Annotated in this window: 12 protein-coding genes; 1 reads left to right on the top strand and 11 read right to left on the bottom strand. The window is 70.1% G+C overall.

Annotated elements, in window-relative coordinates; all coding sequences use genetic code 11:
• Nucleotides 1–409 precede the first annotated feature (409 nt).
• The gene (locus AORI_RS83370; RefSeq protein ID WP_123798412.1) at nt 410–982 is read left to right on the top strand and encodes a hypothetical protein; all 573 of its coding nucleotides are present in this window, start codon (nt 410–412) and stop codon (nt 980–982) included.
• Nucleotides 983–1,206: 224 nt separating this feature from the next.
• Here AORI_RS83370 and AORI_RS58005 read toward each other — a convergent pair whose 3' ends face one another.
• The 11 genes from AORI_RS58005 to AORI_RS57955 all read right to left on the bottom strand — a co-directional run bounded on the left by AORI_RS58005 (nt 1,207) and on the right by AORI_RS57955 (nt 20,025).
• Nucleotides 1,207–2,184 (bottom strand): alpha/beta hydrolase, encoded by a 978-nt coding sequence (locus AORI_RS58005; RefSeq protein WP_016333759.1) that lies wholly within the window; start codon nt 2,182–2,184, stop codon nt 1,207–1,209.
• A 13-nt stretch (nt 2,185–2,197) separates the two neighbouring features.
• Nucleotides 2,198–3,763 (bottom strand): acyl-CoA carboxylase subunit beta, encoded by a 1,566-nt coding sequence (locus tag AORI_RS58000; protein ID WP_016333758.1) that lies wholly within the window; start codon nt 3,761–3,763, stop codon nt 2,198–2,200.
• The gene (locus tag AORI_RS57995; RefSeq protein WP_016333757.1) at nt 3,760–10,179 is read right to left on the bottom strand and encodes a type I polyketide synthase; all 6,420 of its coding nucleotides are present in this window, start codon (nt 10,177–10,179) and stop codon (nt 3,760–3,762) included. Before AORI_RS57995 ends, AORI_RS58000 begins: the two co-directional genes overlap by 4 nt.
• On the bottom strand, nt 10,176–11,936 hold the full coding sequence (locus AORI_RS57990) for a fatty acyl-AMP ligase (protein WP_016333756.1): 1,761 nt from the start codon (nt 11,934–11,936) through the stop codon (nt 10,176–10,178). The genes AORI_RS57995 and AORI_RS57990 overlap by 4 nt, the downstream gene beginning before the upstream one ends.
• 170 nt (nt 11,937–12,106) lie before the next feature.
• Nucleotides 12,107–13,483, bottom strand: coding sequence for an MFS transporter (locus tag AORI_RS57985; RefSeq protein WP_016333755.1), 1,377 nt, complete (start codon nt 13,481–13,483; stop codon nt 12,107–12,109).
• A gap of 271 nt (nt 13,484–13,754) precedes the next feature.
• Nucleotides 13,755–14,672 carry a helix-turn-helix transcriptional regulator gene (locus tag AORI_RS57980; protein ID WP_016333754.1) on the bottom strand — a complete coding sequence of 306 codons (918 nt, stop codon included), beginning with the start codon at nt 14,670–14,672 and terminating at the stop codon, nt 13,755–13,757.
• 182 nt (nt 14,673–14,854) lie between these two features.
• The gene (locus AORI_RS57975; protein ID WP_016333753.1) at nt 14,855–16,624 is read right to left on the bottom strand and encodes an alpha/beta hydrolase; all 1,770 of its coding nucleotides are present in this window, start codon (nt 16,622–16,624) and stop codon (nt 14,855–14,857) included.
• 157 nt (nt 16,625–16,781) lie between these two features.
• Nucleotides 16,782–17,582 (bottom strand): siderophore-interacting protein, encoded by an 801-nt coding sequence (locus AORI_RS57970; protein ID WP_016333752.1) that lies wholly within the window; start codon nt 17,580–17,582, stop codon nt 16,782–16,784.
• Between the two features lie 144 nt (nt 17,583–17,726).
• Nucleotides 17,727–18,182 (bottom strand): flavodoxin family protein, encoded by a 456-nt coding sequence (locus tag AORI_RS57965; protein ID WP_016333751.1) that lies wholly within the window; start codon nt 18,180–18,182, stop codon nt 17,727–17,729.
• A gap of 62 nt (nt 18,183–18,244) precedes the next feature.
• A complete protein-coding gene (locus AORI_RS57960; RefSeq protein WP_016333750.1) occupies nt 18,245–19,147 on the bottom strand; it encodes a serine hydrolase in 903 nt (300 codons plus the stop codon).
• Nucleotides 19,144–20,025 carry a LysR family transcriptional regulator gene (locus tag AORI_RS57955; RefSeq protein ID WP_016333749.1) on the bottom strand — a complete coding sequence of 294 codons (882 nt, stop codon included), beginning with the start codon at nt 20,023–20,025 and terminating at the stop codon, nt 19,144–19,146. The genes AORI_RS57960 and AORI_RS57955 overlap by 4 nt, the downstream gene beginning before the upstream one ends.
• Between the last annotated feature and the right edge of the window lie 12 nt (nt 20,026–20,037).

The raw sequence follows: 20,037 nt of genomic DNA, 5'->3' as shown, positions 1-20,037 counted from the left end.
TCCCCGCATTCAGTCCTCTGAACGTGGCAGCCAGAGGCCACTAGTTTGCTCGAATCGCGCACCTCTAAGGCGTGCACTATTGGACACCATGCCAATAGTGCACGCCATCGCGTTCACCCATTCAGAGGTATAGATCGTTAAAGAAATTCACACAAATGCCGCTAGCCGACCTGGCAGCCTCGCGCAGTAGCCTAACCCTCAAGCCCAAACGAGGGGGTTTCCTTTGAGTGGCAACCGCGACTATACGCGCGGAGACCGAGCTGCGCTTATCTCTTTGAGTGCCGGAACATGCTACTGGCCGGGTTGCCCCGAGCCTGTTGTTCGGCCAGTTGAGGGACAATTCAAGATCGCTCTCGAAATCGCCCACATCCATGCATTAAAACCCGGCGGGGAGCGCTACCTCCCTTCAATGACCGACGAGCAGAGAAATTCTTTTGAAAACTTGATATTTCTTTGCCATGTGCACCACCAAACCATAGATCAACCAGGTGGTGGCGTAAAGTACCCGGCAGAGACACTCAAGCAGTGGAAATCAACCAGGGAAACCAAGGGATCACAGGCCCTGCGAGGCCTTCGCCATCTCACCGAGGACCGCCTTCAAGAAATGCTTAGCGAGGCGATTCAAGAACGAGATGACGAAATCAAACAGACACTAAAGAGACTAGAGAAGACTGACGCTGACGCTGCAGCCCTCATACGAGAACTGCGTGAAGAGACACAGGCCTCCCGCTACGGAAACCCGCTGTTTAATTCCGATTCGATCGAGCTTCTACACGACGCAGCCAGCCGACTGGGCAACCTCGCGGACGCCGCAAACAGCCTAAGAAGCGCTTCGGAAAACCTGCGAAACCTGGAAGACAAAGCCAATACCCTGGCCTACGCTGCAAGCCAGACACAAGGGCTCGAAGTTCGAGCAGAACACTTGCACAACGCGGCACGTGAAATCAATCGCGCAGCCGACCGCCTAGAGGGCTTCCGATAAATAAGCAGGCAGCCCCAAGATGGTAATTTCAATTCTAAAATTTACACGACTCCCAAATTTTCGTTACTCCCAGCATCCTCCCAAGTTGACCACCGCAAGTTGCGACTGCGTGGTTTGGAAAATCACATTCCCCAAACCACACAGTCGACGTCCTCACACGGCTACGGTGCACATAGCCACCCTTCACCTGAAATTCCCTCAAGGAGGCCTTCACGGACTTGCGCTCACAGGCCGAGCCCGCCCGCCAGCACCGGCCAGGAGTTCCGCAGCGCCCGTTGCCAGTACGGCCAGCTGTGCGTGCCGTCGCCGTAGTAGTCGACGGTCGCCGGAATCCCCTTGGCCTTCAACCGATCCGTGAACGTCACCGAGGAAGCCAGCGCCTGCGGTTCGAAGATGTCGGACTGGCCGGGCGGGTCGAGCGGACCGGTCTTGCCGTTCCCGCACGAGATGTAGAGCGCCGTGCCGCGCAGGCCGTCGATGTTGTCGTACGGGTTGTTCGCCGTCCAAATCGGTCGCATCCCCCAGCTGTCGCCCCAGAGCTCCAGGTAGTTGAAGATCCCCGCGCGGGCCAAGATTCCCTGGATGAACAGCGGCGCGCCCTGGTTGAGGGTGTTCGGCACCCCGCTGTAGGACGCCGCCGCGGCGAACATCCCCTTGTGCTTGTACGAATACGCGAGCGCGCCGTAGCCGCCGATCGACAACCCCGCGACCGCCCGGCGGGTGCCCGCCCGGTAACCGCGTTCGACGATCTGCCGCACCTCCAGGGTGTGGAAGGTGTCCCAGTCGGGAGTGCTCCTGAGCCCGAAGTTCCACCACTTCGTGTACATGCCGGCCGGGCCGCCCGTCGGCATGACGACGAGGGCGTCCTTGTCCGCGGTGAACGCCTTGACGTCGGTGAACTGATCCCACGAGCGGTAGTCGACCGGTTCGCAGCAGCCGTGCAGCAGGTACAGCGTCGGCCAGGTCCGCGTGGGTTGCGCGGCCCAGCCGGTCGGCACCAGCAGGCGGACCATGCCGGTGGTGCCGAGCGCGGGCGAACTGATCTTGAGATCGACCGTGCGCGCGTCCAGCCAGGTCTCCTCGACGACCTTCGCCCCGTTGTCGGCGGAGACCGGCGCGGGCGCCGCGCTCGCCGGGATCGAGCTTCCGAGCAGGGCCACCATGGCCAGCGCCAGCAGACCCCACCGCCGGGTTCGCTTCATCACTTCTCCTCGCTCACAACGGGATGTTTCCGTGTTTCTTGGCCGGGAGGGTCTGCCGTTTGGTCCGCAGCGTGTGCAGGGCCCTCGCCACCTGAAGACGGGTTTGCGACGGCGCGATGACCTGGTCGACGTAGCCGCGTTCCGCCGCCAGATACGGATTCGAGTGCCGTTCGCGGTACGCCTCGGTCAGCCGTTTCCGTTCGACGGTCCGCTGGTCCGGTGGCAGTGCGGCGAGTTCGTGCCGGTGCAGCACCCTCACCGCGCCCTCGGCGCCCATCACCGCGATCTCGGCGGTGGGCCACGCCAGGTTGACGTCCGCGCCGAGGTGTTTCGAGCCCATCACCGCGTAGCCGCCGCCGTAGGCCTTGCGGATCACCACGGTCACCTTCGGCACGGTCGCCTCGGCGTAGGCGTAGATCAGTTTGGCGCCACGGCGGATGATCCCGTGCCGTTCCTGTGCCTCGCCGGGCAGGTAGCCGGGAACGTCGGCGAGGGTGAGGATCGGGATGCCGAAGGCGTCGCAGAACCGGACGAATCGCGCCGCCTTCTCCGAGGCGTCGATGTCGATCACGCCCGCCTGATGCCGCGGCTGGTTCGCCACGACCCCGACCGTGCGGCCGCGCATCCGGCCGAACGCGCAGATCATGTTCGGCGCGAAGGCACTGTGGATCTCGGTGAACTCGCCGTCGTCGACGAGCCGCGAGATCACTTCGGTCATGTCGTAGGCCTGGTTCAGCGAGTCGGGCACCAGCCGGTCGAGTTCGAGATCGGTCGCGGTGAGTCCGGGAGCGGTCTCGTCGGCGTATTCCGGGGCGGCGTCGAGGTTGTTGGACGGCAGATACCCGAGCAAGGTCTGCACCCAGTCGATGGCGTCGTGCTCGTCGGCGGCCCGGTGGTGGGCGTTCCCGGAGATCTCGCTGTTCACCGCGGCGCCGCCGAGCCGCTGGGCGGAGATCCGCTCGCCGCTGACGGCGTGCACGACGTCCGGTCCGGTGACGAACATGTGCGCAGTCTCGTCCACCATCACGGTGAAGTCGGTGATCGCCGGCGAGTACACCGCCCCGCCCGCGCACGGTCCCATGATCAGCGAGATCTGCGGGATGACACCGGACGCGAGCGCGTTCCGCCTGCCGAGTTCGGCGTAGTAGGCGAGCGAGACGACGCCCTCCTGGATCCGGGCGCCGCCGGAGTCGTTGATGCCGACCACGGGACAGCCCAGCGTCATCGCCAGGTCCATCACCTTGAGGACCTTCTCGCCGAAGACCTCGCCCATGCTGCCGCCGAAGACGGTGAAGTCCTGGGAGAACACGCACACCTGCCTGCCGTCGACGGTGCCGTGCCCGGTCACCACGCCGTCGCCGTACGGCCGGTTGGCGTCCATCCCGAACTCGGTGCACCGGTGCCGGGCGAACTGGTCGAGCTCGACGAAGGAGCCCTGATCCAGCAACAGCTCGACGCGTTCGCGCGCGGTCAGCTTGCCCTTGGCGTGCTGCCGGTCGACGGCTCGTTTCTCGGCGATCCGGAGATCTTCCCGGCGGGCGGCGAGGTCGGCGATCCGGAACGCCGTCGTGTCGGTCATGGCCGCGCCGCCTTGGGCGCCCCCAGCCGGGCCGCGAGCGCGGCGGCGACCACCTCGACATGCGGCGGGTCGATCATCGACAGGTGATCGCCCGGCACCCGCACGACCTCCAGATCCGCGCAGTAGGCGTCCCAGCCGAGGGCTTCGTCCGTGCGCAGGTACCGCGGATCGAGGGTGGTGGTCAGCGGATGCGGCTCCTGTGCGCGGATCAGCAACACCGGCCCGGCGTACGGTTCCGGCTCGTACCGTTCCGCGACCCGTGCGTCCACATAGGACTCGTACTGGTGCCGCAACACCCCGTGCCCCATTCCGGGCACCTGCTCGGCCAGCTTACTGATCACCAGCCGGATCTGTTCGTCGTCGCCGAGCCGGGCCAGGTCCTCGCGCGGGATGTCCAGCGGGACGCCGTAGGTCCGCTCGACGTGTTCGGCGAAGCGGTCGAACCGGTCCAGCAGGATCTCGTGCGCCGGTTTCCCCGGCGCGGGCAGCGGCAGGATGCTGTCGATCAGGAACACGAGATCGACTCGCTCCCCCGCCGCCGTCAGCCGCCGGGCGGTCTCGTAGGCGAGGCAGCCGCCGAACGACCAGCCACCCAGCCGGTACGGGCCTTGCGGCTGGATCTCCCGGATCAGTTCGAGATAACACTCCGCCTTGTCCTCGACCGTGTCCTCCTCGTCGATCCGTTCGAGCCCGTAGACGGGCCTGCCCTCCGGCAGCAGGCGGACGAGCCCTTCGTAGACGCTCGTCGGACCGCCCGCCGGATGGAACAGGAACACCGGATCCGTGCCGCCCTCGCGCAGCGGCCGGACAGGGCAGCCTCCGCGCCCCTCGATCGCGTCGCGCAGCAGATCGGCCATCGCGGCGATCGTCGGCGTGACGAACAGCCCGGCAGGGACGGCTCCGAGTTGCCCGGCGAAAACGGCGCGCAGCCGCTCGGCCGCTTCCGCGTCGCCACCGACGGCGAAGAAGTCGTCGTGGACGCCGGGTTCCGCGCCGCCGAGTTCCGCCTGCCAGTGCCGGGCGATCCAGCGTTCGGCCGGATCACGTGGCCCGACGGCCGCACCCGGCGAGGCGGGCCACGGGTCCGCCTCGCGGAACCCGGCCTGTTCCGCGAGATGGTCGGCGAGTTCGCCGAGGCTCGCACCCCGCAACAGCAACGGGATCGGCAGCGGCAGACCGAAATCGCGTTCCACGACTCCCCTGGCGCGCATGGCGGTGAGCGAATCCAGGCCAAGGCGGGTGAGCGGCGCGTTCCGGTCGATCTCGTCCGCGGCGAGGCCGAGCATCCCGGCGACGAGCCCCGCCAAGTAGTCGGCCAGCATCTCGCGCGCCGCTTCGGGCAGGACCGCCCGCAGCGCGTCCAGTCCGTCCCAAGTGGACGGTCCGGTGACCGGTTCGTCCCCCGGGACCAGGATTTCGAAGAAAGGCCGTCCGGCCAATCGCGGGAACAGGGCCAGGACGGTCCCGGCGTCGACGCGGGCGATCCCGGTCGAGGAACGGTCGCGTCGCAGCACGGCGTCCAACGCCGCCAGCGCCTCCTCCGTACCGAGTGGTTCGAGGACGGGGTTGCGGTTGCCGACGGCCGCTCCGGCCTCGCCCCAGGCACCCCAGCCGATGGTCGCGGCCGGCAATCCGGCGGCCCGGCGCCACGCGACGAGCGCGTCCACCCACGCGTTCGCGGTGGCGTAGGCGGCCTGACCCGGCGATCCGAACAGCGCGGCCGACGACGAGTACGTCAGCCACCAGTCGGGTTCGTGCCCGGCCGTCGCTTCGTGCAAACGCCACGCCCCCAGCGCTTTCGCGCGCCAGACCGCCTCGACGGCGTCTTCGTCGAGGCCGGCGGCGGCACCGTCGGACAGCACACCGGCCGCGTGCAGCACGCCACGCAACGGCAGGCCACCATCGGTCGCCGCCGCGACCAGCGCTTCGGCCGTCCCTGGCGCCGCGATGTCACCCGCCACCACGCGGACGTCGACGCCCTGGTCACGCAAATCCGCCAGCAGCGGTTCGACGGCGGGGCTCGTACCACGCCGTCCGGAAAGGACGAGCCTGGTCGCGCCGCGGCCGGCCAGCCAGTCCGCGGCGACCAGGCCGAGGCCGCCGAGACCACCGGTGATCACGTAGGCACCTTCGCGCACAACGGTTTCGCGGCTTGGCTCGCCGAGTTCCGGCCGGGCCAGCACCCGGGTGTACCGGACGCCCTCGCGCCAGGCGATCTCGTCGTCCGGCGCGTCCGCGCGGAGCTCCGCTGCCAGCTTGGCGACCCAGAGCAGCGCGGGATCAGGCTCGGCGTCGAAGTCGACCTGGCTCGCGCGCAGTTCGGGATGTTCGAAGGCGAGAACGCGGACCAGCCCGCGCAGCCAGGCCTGGCCGGGGTCTCCCCGCTCGCCGGGTTCGATGGCCGACGCGCCCGCGCTGACGAGCCACAACCGCGGCGCCCGTTCGACCAGTTCGGCAACGACGCCGGAGAGCGTCGCGACCATCCGGGCGTCCCGCATCGGATCGGGTTCACCGGACCCGGGACAGGCCAGGACTCCCGTGACCTCGCGGGCTCTCAGGGCTTCCGCCAGCGCCGCCCGATCCCCGAGCGGGACCGTCACCAGTTCGTCCCCGGCGAGCCGGTCACGCAACTCCTTCAGCCACGGCGCGTCCTCGTGCAGGACGACCCAGCGGCGCGGGCCCGGCGCGGCCGCCGGCAGATCGGCCTGCCGCCAGACCGTCTCGAACAGCAGCTCCGCCATCGGCACCGGCAGTGCCGAACGCTGGAACCGGCGGCAGTAGACCTCGCGGAACTCGACCAGGACGACGCCGCCGGCATCGACCAGCTGGACACCGCCGACCAGGCCGTCACCGGCCGGATCGAGCGAGCCGAGCACGGCGTCGACCCGGACACCGCGACGTGGGTCGCCGGCGACGACGACCTCGCCCAAGGTCAGCGGCAGGAACACCCCGTCGGTCTCGCGCAGCACGTCCCCGGCGGCCGCGGCCAGCGCGTGCAGGCAGGCGTCGGCGATCACCGGATGCAGGACGTACGCCGGATCGTCGGCGGGCAGGATGATCGAGGCCGAAGCCCTGCCGGGTGCGGCCAGGACGTCGCGCAATCCGCGGAAAGCGGGACCGTAACTCTGCCCCATCCCGGCCAGCAGCCGGTACAGGTCGATAGGCCTGGCATCGTCGCCGACCGCGCCGAACGGCACCACCGCGGTGTTCCCGTCACGGACACGGGCCGTGGCGTGCCGCACCCAGCCGCCGTCCGAGGACCGTGCGTAGACGTCCACTTCGGACGGCCCGGTGCTCAGGCTGGTCGTCACCTCGGTATGCGCGGCGAGCGGGAGGACCCGGCGCAATTCGAGGCCGCCGACGCGGAGCTGCCCGCCCGGTCGCAGGACCGATTTCGCCGCCGCGAGCGCGAGTTCGAGGAACCCGGCGGCGGGGAACAGCGGCACCCCCATCGCCGCGTGGTCGGCCAGCCACGGCAGCGTCTCGGTCCCGACGTCCGCACGCCACAGGTGCCCGCCGCCGGTCGGCTGTTCGATGTGGACACCCAGCAACGGATGCGTGCCACCGGATCGGTTCGCCGGGCGCCGCGGCCAGAACCGCCGGTGCCGCCAACGCGGACCGGGCAGCTCGACCGGAAGCGGGCGAGGACCCCCGTCGTCGAGCACGACGGGCAGCCCGAGGGTGTGGAGCCGGGCGAGCGTGGTCAGGAATGCCTGTCGCTCGTCGACCTTGCGGCTCGCGGACGGCACCGCGAGCGCGCCGGTGCTCTGCTCGATCGCGGCCAGTGCCACCGGATGCGGCGAGATCTCGACGAACACGCCGTATCCGTCGGCGGTCGCCGCGGCCAGCGCCTGGCTGAACCGCACCGGACGGCGCAGATTCGCCGCCCAGTAGTCGACGTCGAACACCGGCGACCATTGTGGATCGTCGAGGACACTGCTGTAACAGGGGATTTCCACCGGCCTCGGGGACAGTTCGCCGAGTTCGGCGCGGAACCGGCCGAGAACGGCGTCGACGGCTTCCGAATGGCCCGCGCCGCCGACGGGCAGCCGCTTCGCCAGCCTGTCGAGGCTCTCGACGTGCGACACCAGCGCCTCGACCTGCTCGGCTCCGCCGCTGACGGTGCACTGGACCGGCGAGGCGTAGACCGCGACGGTGATCCCGGGGAAATCCGCCTCCAGGTCGGCGAGTTCGGCCGGGGACAGTTCGACCACCGCCATCGCGCCGTCGCCGGAGGCATCGACCTCGGCCAGCAGCCGGGCGCGGGTGGCCATCACGCGCAAACCCTCGGCGACGTCCAGCGCACCGGCGACGACGGCGGCCGCGACCTCGCCCATCGAATGCCCGAGCACCGCGGCCGGGACGACACCGTGCGCACGCCAGAGCCCGGCGAGGGCGAGCTGCATACCGAACAACGCGAGTTGCGTCGCGCCGAGGTCCGGCGGGTCGTGGTCGCCGGCGAACACCGCGCGCAGGGAGAATCCGGCTTCGGCCCGGAACACCGGGTCGAGTGCCTCCACCTCGGCGCGGAACGCGGGTTCGGTGCGCAGCAGGACGCGGCCCATCCCGGGCCACTGGGAGCCGTAACCGGAGAAGACGAACACGACGTCGGACACGGGTGCGGCCTCGCCGAGGACGACGTCGGCGCTCTCACGTCCGGCGGCCATCGCCCGCAAGGCGGCGGCCACCCGGTCGCGCCCCTCCGCGACGACCGCGCCGCGGACGGGCAGGTGGTCCCGGCTCCTGGCCAGCGTCGCGGCGACCGTGTCCAGCGAGACCGACCGATGCGCGGGATCTTCGAGCCAGTCCGCCAGATCGGCGGCGCGCGCCCGGAGCACCTCGGCCGAGCGAGCGGACAGCACGAACACCCGCGAGCCCTCGGTTTCCTTCCCCCGGGCGGCGAACGAGGCGGCAGGCCACTCTTCGAGGACGACGTGGGCGTTGGTGCCGCCGAAACCGAACGCGGAGACCCCGGCGCGTACGACGTCGGAGTAGCGCGGCCAGTCCGTCCCGGTATCGACCACGCGAAGGCGGAGACCGGCGAAGTCGATGTGCGGGCTGGGTTCGTGATGATGCGGGGTCGGCGGCAGCCGCCGGTGGACCATCGCGAGGACGACCTTGATCAGCCCGGCCATCCCCGCCGCGCCTTCCAGATGACCCAGGTTCCCCTTCACCGAGCCGATCAGCAGCGGGCGGCCGGGTTCGCGGCCGGCGCCGAGCACTTCACCGAGCGCCCCCGCCTCGATCGGGTCGCCCACCTCGGTCCCGGTGCCGTGCGCCTCCACATAGTCCACAGAGGACGGTTCCACACCCGCCGCCGCGTACGCGTCACGCAACAGGTCCGCCTGCGCGCCGGGACTGGGCGCCACGAGACCGTTCGACCGCCCGTCGGAATTGACCGCGCTGCCGCGGATCACCGCGAGCACCCGGTCGCCCGCGCGGCGAGCGGCCTTCAGCGGTCTCAGCACGACCACCCCGCAGCCCTCGCCGCGGGCGATGCCGTCGGCGGCGGCGTCGAACGGTTTGCAGTGCCCGTCCGGCGCCAGGACCCCGGCCCGCTCGAAGGACGCGGTGACCGCGGGCGAGAGCAGCAGGTTCACCCCGGCGACGAGCGCCGTCCCGCATTCGCCACGACGGAGGCTCTGTACCGCCTGGTGCACCGCGACCAGCGAAGACGAGCACGCGGTGTCGAGGGTGAGGCTGGGGCCGCGCAGGTCGAACAGGTACGACAGCCGGTTCGCGGCGATGCTCGTCGCGGCGCCGGTGGCGGACCAGACGTCGACGGCGGCGGGATCGGCCATCGTCAGGTGGCCGTACTCGCCCGCCGAGAGCCCGACGAACACCCCGGTCCGGCTTCCGCGCAGCGTGGACGGCGGGATGCCGGCGTGTTCCAGCGCCGCCCACGCGACTTCGAGCAGCATCCGCTGCTGGGGATCCATCGTCTCGGCCTCACCCGGGGTGATGCCGAAGAACTCCGCGTCGAATCCGGCGACGTCGTCGAGAAACCCGCTGCGGGCGGGGGTCTCCCAGCGATCCTCCGGAACCTCGCGGATGCCGTCGCGTCCGGCGTCCAGGAGCCGCCAGTACCGCTCCGGGGAGTCCGCGCCGCCCGGAAAACGACAGCCGAGGCCCACGATCGCGACCGGTTCCTCCTCGCGGCCTTCGCCTCCGACGACCGCGGATTCCTCCACTGTGGACAGACGGGCGGCGAGCGCGTTGATCGTCGGGTACTGCCACACCAGCGTCGGCGGCAGCGGGCGGCCGAGGTGCCTGCTCAGTTCCACCGCCAGTTCCATCGACTCGCGGGAGGAAAGCCCGCTCTCGTACAGTGGCCGGTCGGGGTCGACCTGGTCGGCCGGCGTGCCGGTCCGCTCGGCCACCCGTGCGACGAGCCAGGCGCGGATCCGGCCGGTCACCCGAGCCGCCGCGCGGTCAGCGATCCGTCCAGATAGGACTTCCGGCACAGCGCCCGGCTGATCTTGCCGCTGGAGGTGCGCGGGATCTCGCCCGGCGCGAGGAAGACGACGTCGTACGCCCGCAGGCCGTGCGCGGCCGAGACCGCCCTCCGGATCTCGCCGCTCGCCGCGACGATGTCGGCCTCGCTCCCCTTGGCGCGCTCCGCCAGCACGACCGCCGCCTCGCCGTCTTCGCGCTCGATCGCGAACGCCGCGGCGGAATGCGGCCGGACCGCGGGATGGGTCTCCACGGTCTGCTCGATGTCCTGCGGATAGTGGTTGCGGCCGTCGACGATGACGAGATCCTTGAGCCTGCCGGTCATGAACAGTTCGCCGTCGTAGCGCACGCCGAGGTCACCGGTCGCGAGCCAGCCCGAGCCGGACTCCGGGTCGATCGGCGGCAGGCCGAAGACGCCGTCGGACGCGGCGGGCCGCCCCCAGTACCCCACTCCGACGTTCGGGCCGTTGACCTGGATCTCCCCCACCCTGCCGGGTTCGACCAGCGCGCCGGTGACCGGATCGGCGATGCGGACCCGTTGCCCCACCGGGAATCCGCACGAGACGAGCGTGGTGGACACCGCGCCGGGGAGCGCGGGCGCCGCCAGCCCGGCGGCGAGCTGTTCGCGGTCGAAGGCGACCTCTCGTGGCGCTTTGCCCGCCTCGGTGACGGACACGAGCACGGTGGCCTCGGCCAGTCCGTACGACGACCGGTGCACCTCCGGGCGCAGTCCGCATTCCTCGAAGGCGTCGTGGAATTTCGCGATCGTCGACGGGAGGACCGGCTCGCTGCCGTTGATGAGCGAGACGACCCGGCTCAGTTCGAGGTAGCTCTTCTCGGCCTCGGTCACCCGGGAAGCGCTGTAGGCGTAGGCGAAATTGGGTGCCGCGCTGATCGCGCCGGGGCTGGCCGAGAGCGCGCGCAGCCAGCGTGACGGACGTTCGAGGAAGGCGAGCGGATCCATCAGGACCGACGACGCCCCCGCCGCCATGGGCGCGCCGATCCCGAGGATCAGGCCCATGTCGTGGAAGAGCGGCAACCAGCTGACGGTGGACGTCGTCCCGGTTTCGATCGCGTACGCGTCGCACGCCTGCCGGGCGTTGGTGAGCGCGTTGCGATGGGTCAGCATCACGCCCGCCGGCGTCCTCGTGGAACCGGACGTGTACTGCAGGTACGCCAGTCCGTCCGGTTCCGGTCGCGGCCAGGAGCGGTCACCGGCCGCGACCGGAGCTGTGGTGTCGACGGCGAGCACGGCGGGGCGCTCGATCGCCGTCGAGGCGAGGAATCCGGCGGCGACGTCGAGTCCGTCGGTGGTCGTGAGCACGACCTTCGGCGCGCAGTCGGCGAGCACGGCGGCCAGCCTGCCCGCGTGCCCGGGGAGGTCCGGGGCGAACAGCGGGACCGCGACCAGCCCGGCGCGGATCGCGCCGAGGAAGGCGACGACGTAGTCCACGGACTGCCGCGCCAGGATCGCGGCCCGGTCACCGGCGCCGGTGAACGCGGTCAGCCGGGTCGCGAGGTGATCGACGCGCTCGTCGAGCTCGCACCAGGACAGGCTGATCGCGCGGCCGTCCGCTCCGGCGCGATGGTCGAGGTAGGTCACCGCGACCTCGTCGCCGAGCCGCCACGCCCAGTACCGCAGCAGCGTGGCGAACGATTCCCCACCGGGTGCGTCGTCCGTGCCGCGGGCGGCGACGACCGTTTCCGAAATGGTTTCCATGGCCCCTCGTTTTGCCGACGTGAGCAGGAGCGGGTGAATTCGGAACGGCGCCGTTGCCGAAAGCGGATTCCATTCCGGAGACCGTTCTTTGTCTGCCCGGAACTGTATGGACGTCCCGGGAAGGGTGTCAATGAAAGGATGATGGAACGCCGTTGCCCGCTCGGACGTGCTCACCGCGAAGTGAGAAAGGGGGCACCCGGCTTGTCACTTCGGGACGAACTTCGGGGATTCAGGAGCCGGAGCGCGAGGAGCGCTCCGGCGAGTTGCAGTGCCGCCGCGGTCAGCAGCCCGGCCGTGTAGCCGTCCGCCAGCGCGGCCGCGGCGCCCTCGTCGAGCCGGGCCGTACGGACCACCGACAGGACGACCCCGATCAGCGCGACGCCCAGCGCGCTCGACAGTTCGCGGGACGCGGTGAGCAGTCCGGAGGCCGTGCCCGCGTGCCGTTCGGCGACGATCTCCAGCGCGTACGAGGTCAACGGGGTGGTCAGGGCCGATCCGGCACCGATCAGCACCAGCCCGGGAATCCTGGGCGGGATTTCCGGCAGATGGTTGACCGCGGCGAGCGCCAGCAATCCGGCTGCCACCGTGGCCAGCCCGACCGCGACCGTCCGATGTGGACCCCACCGTGGTACCGCCCAGGGCACCAGCGGTGTGGCGGCGACGACCGCGACGGCCACCACGACCAGCGGCAATCCGGCGAGCATCGGCCCGAGGCCGAGGGATTCCTGATGCAGCAACGGCGTGAAGAAGAACACCCCGGAAACCCCCAGTCCCCACAGCAACTGCACGGTGAGCGCGCCGGTGAACACCCGCGTTCCGGTCAGTGCCGCCGGCACCAGCCGCACGCGCGCGCGTCTTTCCCTGACCACGAACCAGATCGCGAAGGCCGTCCCCGCCGCGCAGAGCACCGCGCTCAGCTCCACCACGGCGGCGGTGACCAGGACCATCGCGGTGGTCACCACCAGCATGGACAGCACCGCGGGTCGTCCGGTCGCCGGATCACGCTCAGCGAGGGCGACCCTGCGCACCAGCATCAGCATCGCCGCCACGAACGGGAGGTTGACGAAGAAGATCCAGCCCCAGCCCAGATATTCGCTCAGCACGCCGCCGAGCGTGGGGCCGAGCGCCAGGGCGACCGCGAGGCAGGCGGTCCAGACCGTCGCGCCGACCGCCCGTCTTCGCGCGTCGAGGTCGGTGCGGAGCAGGCTGAGCAGGGCCGGGACCAGGAACGCCGCCGCCGCGCCTTGCAGGATCCGCGCGGCGATGACGAGCCACGCCGTCGTGGCGAACCCTCCGACAGCCGCCCCGGCGCCGAACGCGAGCAGCCCGGCCCGCAGGGTCGCGGCCTGGCCCCAGCGGTCCACCAGCGTCCCCGCCACCGGCAGCAACCCGGCGAACGGGAGCATGTAGCCGATGCTCACCCACTGCAGCGTGGGCAGATCGAGCCCGAGTTCCCTGGCGAGCGAAGGCGCGCCCGCCGCGACGATCGTGTTGTCGAGGGTGGTGACGAACGCCCCGAGCCCGATCATGAGGAGCGTCGCTCGCATTTCGGCTCCTCGTGAGTGAAGACGGTTCGCGGCCGGGGCGAAGTAGTGACTCGCGTGATCAGACACCGAACTCGCGTGATTGCAGGCGTAACTCACGTGATCGGAGGCCGCACTCGGGTGTGCGCCCTCTACTCACGCGAGATACGCCTCCAATCACACGAGATCCGTCTCCGATCACGCGAGTCCGAGACCCCGAGCACCGTCTTTACCACTCGCGAAACCCGGCCCCACACTCCCGTGACAATTCCTCGGACTCCCGTTCACACTCGCGCTATAACCATCCCTGCCGCGAAGCCTGCGCGCCCAGTTGGAAACGGGTCTGTGCGCCCAGCAGTTGCTGCAGGCGGCTGATCCGCCGCAGGACCGTGCGCTCACTGACGCCGAGCTCGCGCGCGATCGCCTCGTCGGTCAGGCCTCCGCTCAGCAACGCGAGCAGACGGCGTGTGGCGACGGTCGGTTCCTGCGTCGCCTCCGCGTCTTCCGGACCACCCGCCCGTACCGGGACACCCATCCGCCAGAACGATTCGAACAGCTCGATCAGCGCGCTCAGCAGCATCGACGGATGGATCAGCAGGGCCAGCACGTCACCGGCGTCGGAGTTCGGGACGGCGATCAGCGCCTTGTTGCTGTCGGCGATCACCAGCTTCAGCGGCAGCCTGGGGAACACCCGGGCCTGCTCCCCGAGCGCGATACTCGACTGCACCTGGGCGAATCCGTCGTCGGTCCGCAACACGGCCGAGTCGTAGACGACGCGGTACGCGATGCCGCGCGCCATCGAGCCCGGCTGCACCGTGCTCACTTCGGCCTTCGGGCTCATGTACGACCCGGGGTCCAGCGCGACGATGTCGACGCCGGCCTGCGTCTGCATGGCCTCGAAGGTGGCGATCACCTCGTCCCCACTCCGCAGCACCTCGACGAAGTCCGCGTCCCGGCCGGTCCTCAGGGAGTACGCCGCGCCCAGCACCTCGGCCGCTTCCCGCGCGCGGACGGCCGCGGCCTCGTGCTGCGCCGCGAACGCCGACAGCGCCGCACGCGGCGGGCACACCTCGACGCCGGACGCGCCGGCGCGGATCAGGCCGAACCGCTCCAGCTCCGCCAGTTCGGCGCCGGGCGGGCCCGGGCGCCCCTCCAGCAGGGCCCGGTACAGCTGCTCGGCCTCCACCGACAGGCCTCGCGACTCGGCGAGCATGGCGCTTCTCCTCCCCCGCCCAGGATCGATCGACGTGACATCGATGTCACGCCTCACCCTTCTTGAGGGGGAAAGCGGCCGGATCGTGCGGCTGGACCGATAACGAAACCGTCACGGATCGCCGAAGAAGCTCCCGCGGGCCGGATCGGCCCGCGGGAGCCCTTGTGCGACGCTGCCGGGGATCAGGCGTTGGCAGGCATGCCCTTCTCGTCGGCTTCCGGCGTGGCGGTGCCTTCGAGCAGCTCACGGACGATCTCGTTCGCCTTGCGCACCTGGGGTGTGATCATCTTGATCTTGATCTTCCCGTCGTGCCCGAGGTTGCCGCCGACCTCGACCGTCTTGTCCTCACCGGGCAAGGGCAGGCCCTGGCAGCCGGTGAACTTCTTCTTCGGCGTGAAACCGGTCTGGAAGTAGGCGACGATCGGGTCGTCGACGCAGTCGGTGTTGTACGGGAAGATCCCGTGGCTGCCTTCGTTGTCGACGCTGATCATCTTCGCGCCCGGCAGGCCGTTCGCGGTGGCGAGCGCGCCCTCGTACGGCGTGGCCGCGTCGAGTTCGGTCTGCGCGATCAGCAGCTTCGGGAACGTCTTGGCGTCCGGCGCCGGCTTGGCGTTGGTGGTCGGCCAGAACGCGCACAGCGGCGCGCCAGACAAGGCCATGATCGGCGCGATGAACGGCGCGTTCACGGTCAGGTCGGCCTGCCAGTAGGTCCAGTAGTGCAGGTTCTGGTTCCACTGGCCGTCCTGGCAGCGGATCGCCTCGAACGCCGCGTCCCAGGTCTCGACCTCGGCGCCGCCCTGGTACGAGGCCTTGCGCTCGACCGAGTCCTTCTTCGCGATGGCCTCGAGCGCGTTGCCCTTGGCCTTGTTCAGGAACGCCTTGTTCGCGTCGGTCAGGCCCGGGGTGGCGAGCGCCTTCGCGACGACCTGCTCCAGCTTCTCCGCGTCGGTCCCGGTGGGCGCCGGTCCCTTCGCCAGCGCGGCCACCATGGAGGCCGCCGACGGGTACTGGGTGGTGTCGTACATCGCCGGGATGATGAACCACGCGGCGTAGAGCATGCCCGCGAATTCCCGCGTGCCGCCCGCCTTCTCCCAGTTGCGGCGGATCTCCATCGGGTCGGTGCCCGCCTTGTACTTGGCGTCGTTGCGCGCGACGTAGGGCAGCAACGCCTCCTGGAACTGGCGGTCGCGGCTGCGCGGCTGCAGGTCCCAGGTCTTCTCCAGGGTCGGGCGGCTCGCGTCGGTCGACGAGTCGAGCAGGAACCGATGCGCCTTGCTCGGGAATGTGGTGGCGTACCAGGTGCCGAGCCACGTGCCGTACGAGTAGCCGATGTAGCTGGTCTTCTTCTCGCCGAGCAGCACGCGGATGAAGTCCATGTCGTACGCGGTCTGCTCGGTGGTGATGAACTTCGTCAGCGGGTTCTTCAGGCAGCCTTCGACCTTCGCCCGGCTGATCACGTTCTGATCCGTGCTGTCCGGGACGGTGTAGCTACAGGTCAGCGGGGTGCTCTGGCCGACACCACGCGGGTCGAAGCCGACGAAGTCGTACTGCGAGGCCAGCACGGGGCTGCGCATCGCCATCGCGGCGCCCCACGGGAGGCCTTCGCCGCCGGGCCCGCCGGGGTTGACCAGCGCGATGCCCTGCCTGCCGGTGCCGGGGTAGGCGGTCCCGGTCTTGGAGACGCGGACGCCGATCGTGTTGCCGTCCTGCGGGTTGTGCCAGTCCCGCGGCACCTGGACCGTGGCGCAGGCCAGGCCCTTGACCTTCTTCAGTTCCGCTTCCGTCGCCGGCGCGACGGACGGGAACGAGCATTCGCCCCAGGCCACGGCCTGCTTGGTCAGCGCACCGGCGAGCGCGGCGGTGTCCGGCTCGGCCTTGACCGCGGGAGCCGCACCCGCGGCGGGGGCGAGCACCAGGCCCGAGGCCAGGAACGCACCGGCGACCACGGCCACCGTGCCTCTCCGCGTCTTTCTCGTACTACTGATCACCATGATCCCTTTCGACAGGAGCCCCCCGACGTCCGTACGTGAAGTAAAGACCGGTGATCAGGTTTCCCACACGGCCACGGGCTGGCGGATACCCGACATGGCGGGATCTCGACACGAACGGTCAACCCGGGCTGGACCAGCCGTGCCGCCAATACCCGGCGAACGAGATGTCCGCCTTCGCCGCACCTCGCTCGGACACCAGGTGGCGGCGCAGCGACGTCGCCAGCCGGGACTCCCCCGCGACCCAGGTGTAGAACCGGCCGTGCGGCAGCGATGCCCGCTGGACCGCCTCCAGGGCCAGGGTTCCCGGCCGGAGTTCCGGATCGTCCCTGCTGAGCCAGTGGACGCGGACCCCGTCGGCCGTGTCGTACCGCCGGATGTCCGCAGCGGTGGGCACCTCCAGGAACACCTGCGCGGCAAGGGATTCCGGAGCGTCGTCGAGGATCGCCAACGCGGCGGGAAGGGCGCTCTCGTCGGCGACGATGAGCTGCCCTTCGACGTCGTCCGGTGGCCGGTACGTAATGCCCATGTCGAAGATCCCGGCCGGATCGCCCGGTCGCACGCGGCGGACCCACTCGCTCATCGGCGAATTCCCGTGGAGGGCGAACTCGATGTCGACCTCGTCGTCGGCGGGTCTCGCCCGGCGGATGGTGAGCGTGCGCACCCAAGGCCGGACCGATTTGGGCAGCAGCATCAGCTCCGGCATCCACGTCTCGTTCGAAAAGGTGGGCATCCGCAGCCCGCGTTGTCCCTCGCGGGGGAAGAACAGCCGCACCGTCTGGTCCGCGCCCGTGACGACGAGGTCCTTCAGCTCCGGACCGCCCAAGGTGACCGACGCGAAGCTCGGGCTGAGGCTGACGCGCTCCCGCACCTCCAGCGTGATCATCTTCCGCGAGACCGGGGCCTTGAGGCGCGGGATCATCGCGAAATCTCAATGTTTATGCAGGTCATAGCACTATTATGAGCATTTCCTCAGTTCTCGGGTACTCGCTTTTGCCCGCCCGGCGGGAGGTCTCGGGAGCTGGGACGGGACGCGACCACGGACCGGGCCTGCTCACGTTCCGCCTCAGCCGGCGAGGCTTTCGGCGAATCGCCGCGCCGCGTCGAGATCCGCCGTACCGGGCCGGTTCTTGCCGATGCCGCCGACGAGCTTGAACGGGAGCCAGGTGTCGAAACCGCGGCACGAGAAGGTGCCCACCACGTCGAATCCCTTGTGACCGAGCAGCCGCGCCAGGCGGCGAAGGTAGCGCCGAAACGGCGGTTCGGGCAGCCCGCTCGTGGTGAACACGAACGCCTTCCGCCGCTGCTCCCCTGGCAGCTCCCGGACGAACCGGAGCAGGCGCGGATGGAAGTCCATGCCGAAGATCCCCGAGCCGAATCCCACCAGGTCACAGGAATCGAGGTCGGCCGGCTCGATTTCCCCTGGGCTGACGACGCGGGCGCCGAGCACCCCCGCCATGACGTCGGCGACCCTTCGCGTGTTGCCGTGGGACACCGAAACGCACACGATGACGACCTTCATGCCGATCCTCCACTCCGCCGGTCCTTTCCCTCAAGAACCGGGCAGCGGCGAAGAACGTGACATCAGCCCTCGCGCAGGTGATCCCGCAGCTCCCGCGCCACGCGGGCCATCAGAACTTCGGCCTCCGGCTGGATCGCCGCGGACACCTTGGACTCGGTCAGCGCGGCGATCGCGAACATCCCGCCGTCGGCGTGTTCGACCACCCCGACCTCGTGCCGCAGGTTCAGCACGGTGCCCGTCTTGGACGACCATTTCGTGGCATCGGAGACGAAATCCGGGCTCAGCCGTTGCCGCAACAGGTTGAGCCCCATGAGCTCACGCACCCGCGCCGCCACCTGTTCGTCCACTTTGGACGGCTTCCACAGCGCTTCGAGCAGGTTCACGAACGCGCGGGCCGAACCGGAGCTCGCGCGCGTGACGTCGAGCTGCGGAACGGGATGGCCTCGCCCCGCGGTGCCCGCGTTGATCGCGAGCGCGTGCGCGAGGTGGACGTCGGCGGGGTCGAAGCGTTCGGCAGGGGTGTCGCTGAGATCCGCGGCCGGATGCCGCGCGGTGATCCCGGTGATGCCCCAATCGCGCGTCATCCTGGTGACCTCGGCGGGCGGCGTCAGCGCGAACAGCGCGTCCGCGGCGGTCTCGTCGCTGATGGCCATCGTCAGGTAGAGCAGGTCGTCGATCGCCACCCTGGCCGGATGCCGGAACCGCGTCAGCCCGGTCGGCCCCGGCGCGGTGGCCCGCCCCGGCTCGACGTCGAGCGCCGCCGCGCCGTCCAGCTCGCCCCGCCGGATCCGCTCCAGGGTCGCCGCGGCGAGCGGGATCTTCACCAGGGAGGCGCTCGGGAATTCGAGGTCGGGATCGATGCCCACCTCGTGACCGGTCCGCAGATCGCGCACGAGGAACGAACCCCGCAGGCCGCCGTCGGCCAAATCGGCGCGCAGCCGCATGAGCAGCGTTTCCGTGTTCACGTCGTCTCCTCCGCGCCGAGACAGCGGGCGATGTCCGGCCCCAATCGTGCCCGGAGCCGCTGGGCGTCCTCGCCGGGCCCCGTCGTGATCTCGAATCCGCGCACGAGCCGGATCTCCCCGATGGTCCGCCAGGTCAAGCCGAGGTCGGTGGCCTGCGCCGCCGAGCACAGCAGCAGATCGTCCGAACCGAACACGGCCGCGGCGGCCGCGGTGAGCGAATCGGCGACCGACACCTGCGCGGGCCGCAATCCCACCGCGTCACGGATCCGGAAGAGGCGGTCGCGCAGATGCGGGACGTCGTCTTCCGGCTGGATCCAAACCCGCCGAGGCGAACGGCCGGACCGGCCGACCCGCAGCGTTTCCAGATGGAGGACGTCCGCCCGCGGCCTGCCTCCGCCCGCCAGCCCGAGCGGCACCTTCCAGCTGCCCTCCTCGCCGGGGACGGCGGTGAGCGCGGCGCGGACCTCCTGCGTGCGCACGAGTTCCGCCCGTTCCCGCGGCGGCGCCTGCCGGAACTCCAGGAAGACGTCCACCGCCCGCGCGGCCGCGTCGAGTTCGGCGAGTTCGCGGACGGTGCAGGTTTCCGGCATCGCGAGCCGCATCGGCCGCTGCCTGGCGCGCCGCGCGTCGTGCTCCAGGGTGTCGGCCAAGGCCACCAGCCGTTTCGCCGACGGCAACATGTCCCGCCCGAACGGGGTGAGCAGGGCGCGCCGGGTGGAGCGGTCGAACAGCCGCTCGCCGAAATGCCGTTCCAGCGCGGCGATCCGGCGGCTCGCCACCGGTTGCGGGATGCGCGCGAGCGCGGCTCCGGCGGTGAACGTCCCGGCCTCGCTCACGCTCACGAACGCCCGGCAACTCCCGATCAGGTCCACGACCACATACTATGCGCG

The organism is Amycolatopsis keratiniphila (genome assembly GCF_000400635.2).
GTDB classification, from domain to species: Bacteria; Actinomycetota; Actinomycetes; order Mycobacteriales; family Pseudonocardiaceae; genus Amycolatopsis; species Amycolatopsis keratiniphila.
Note: the sequence above shows the minus strand (reverse complement) of the source record. Positions and strands in the feature narration are given on the sequence as shown.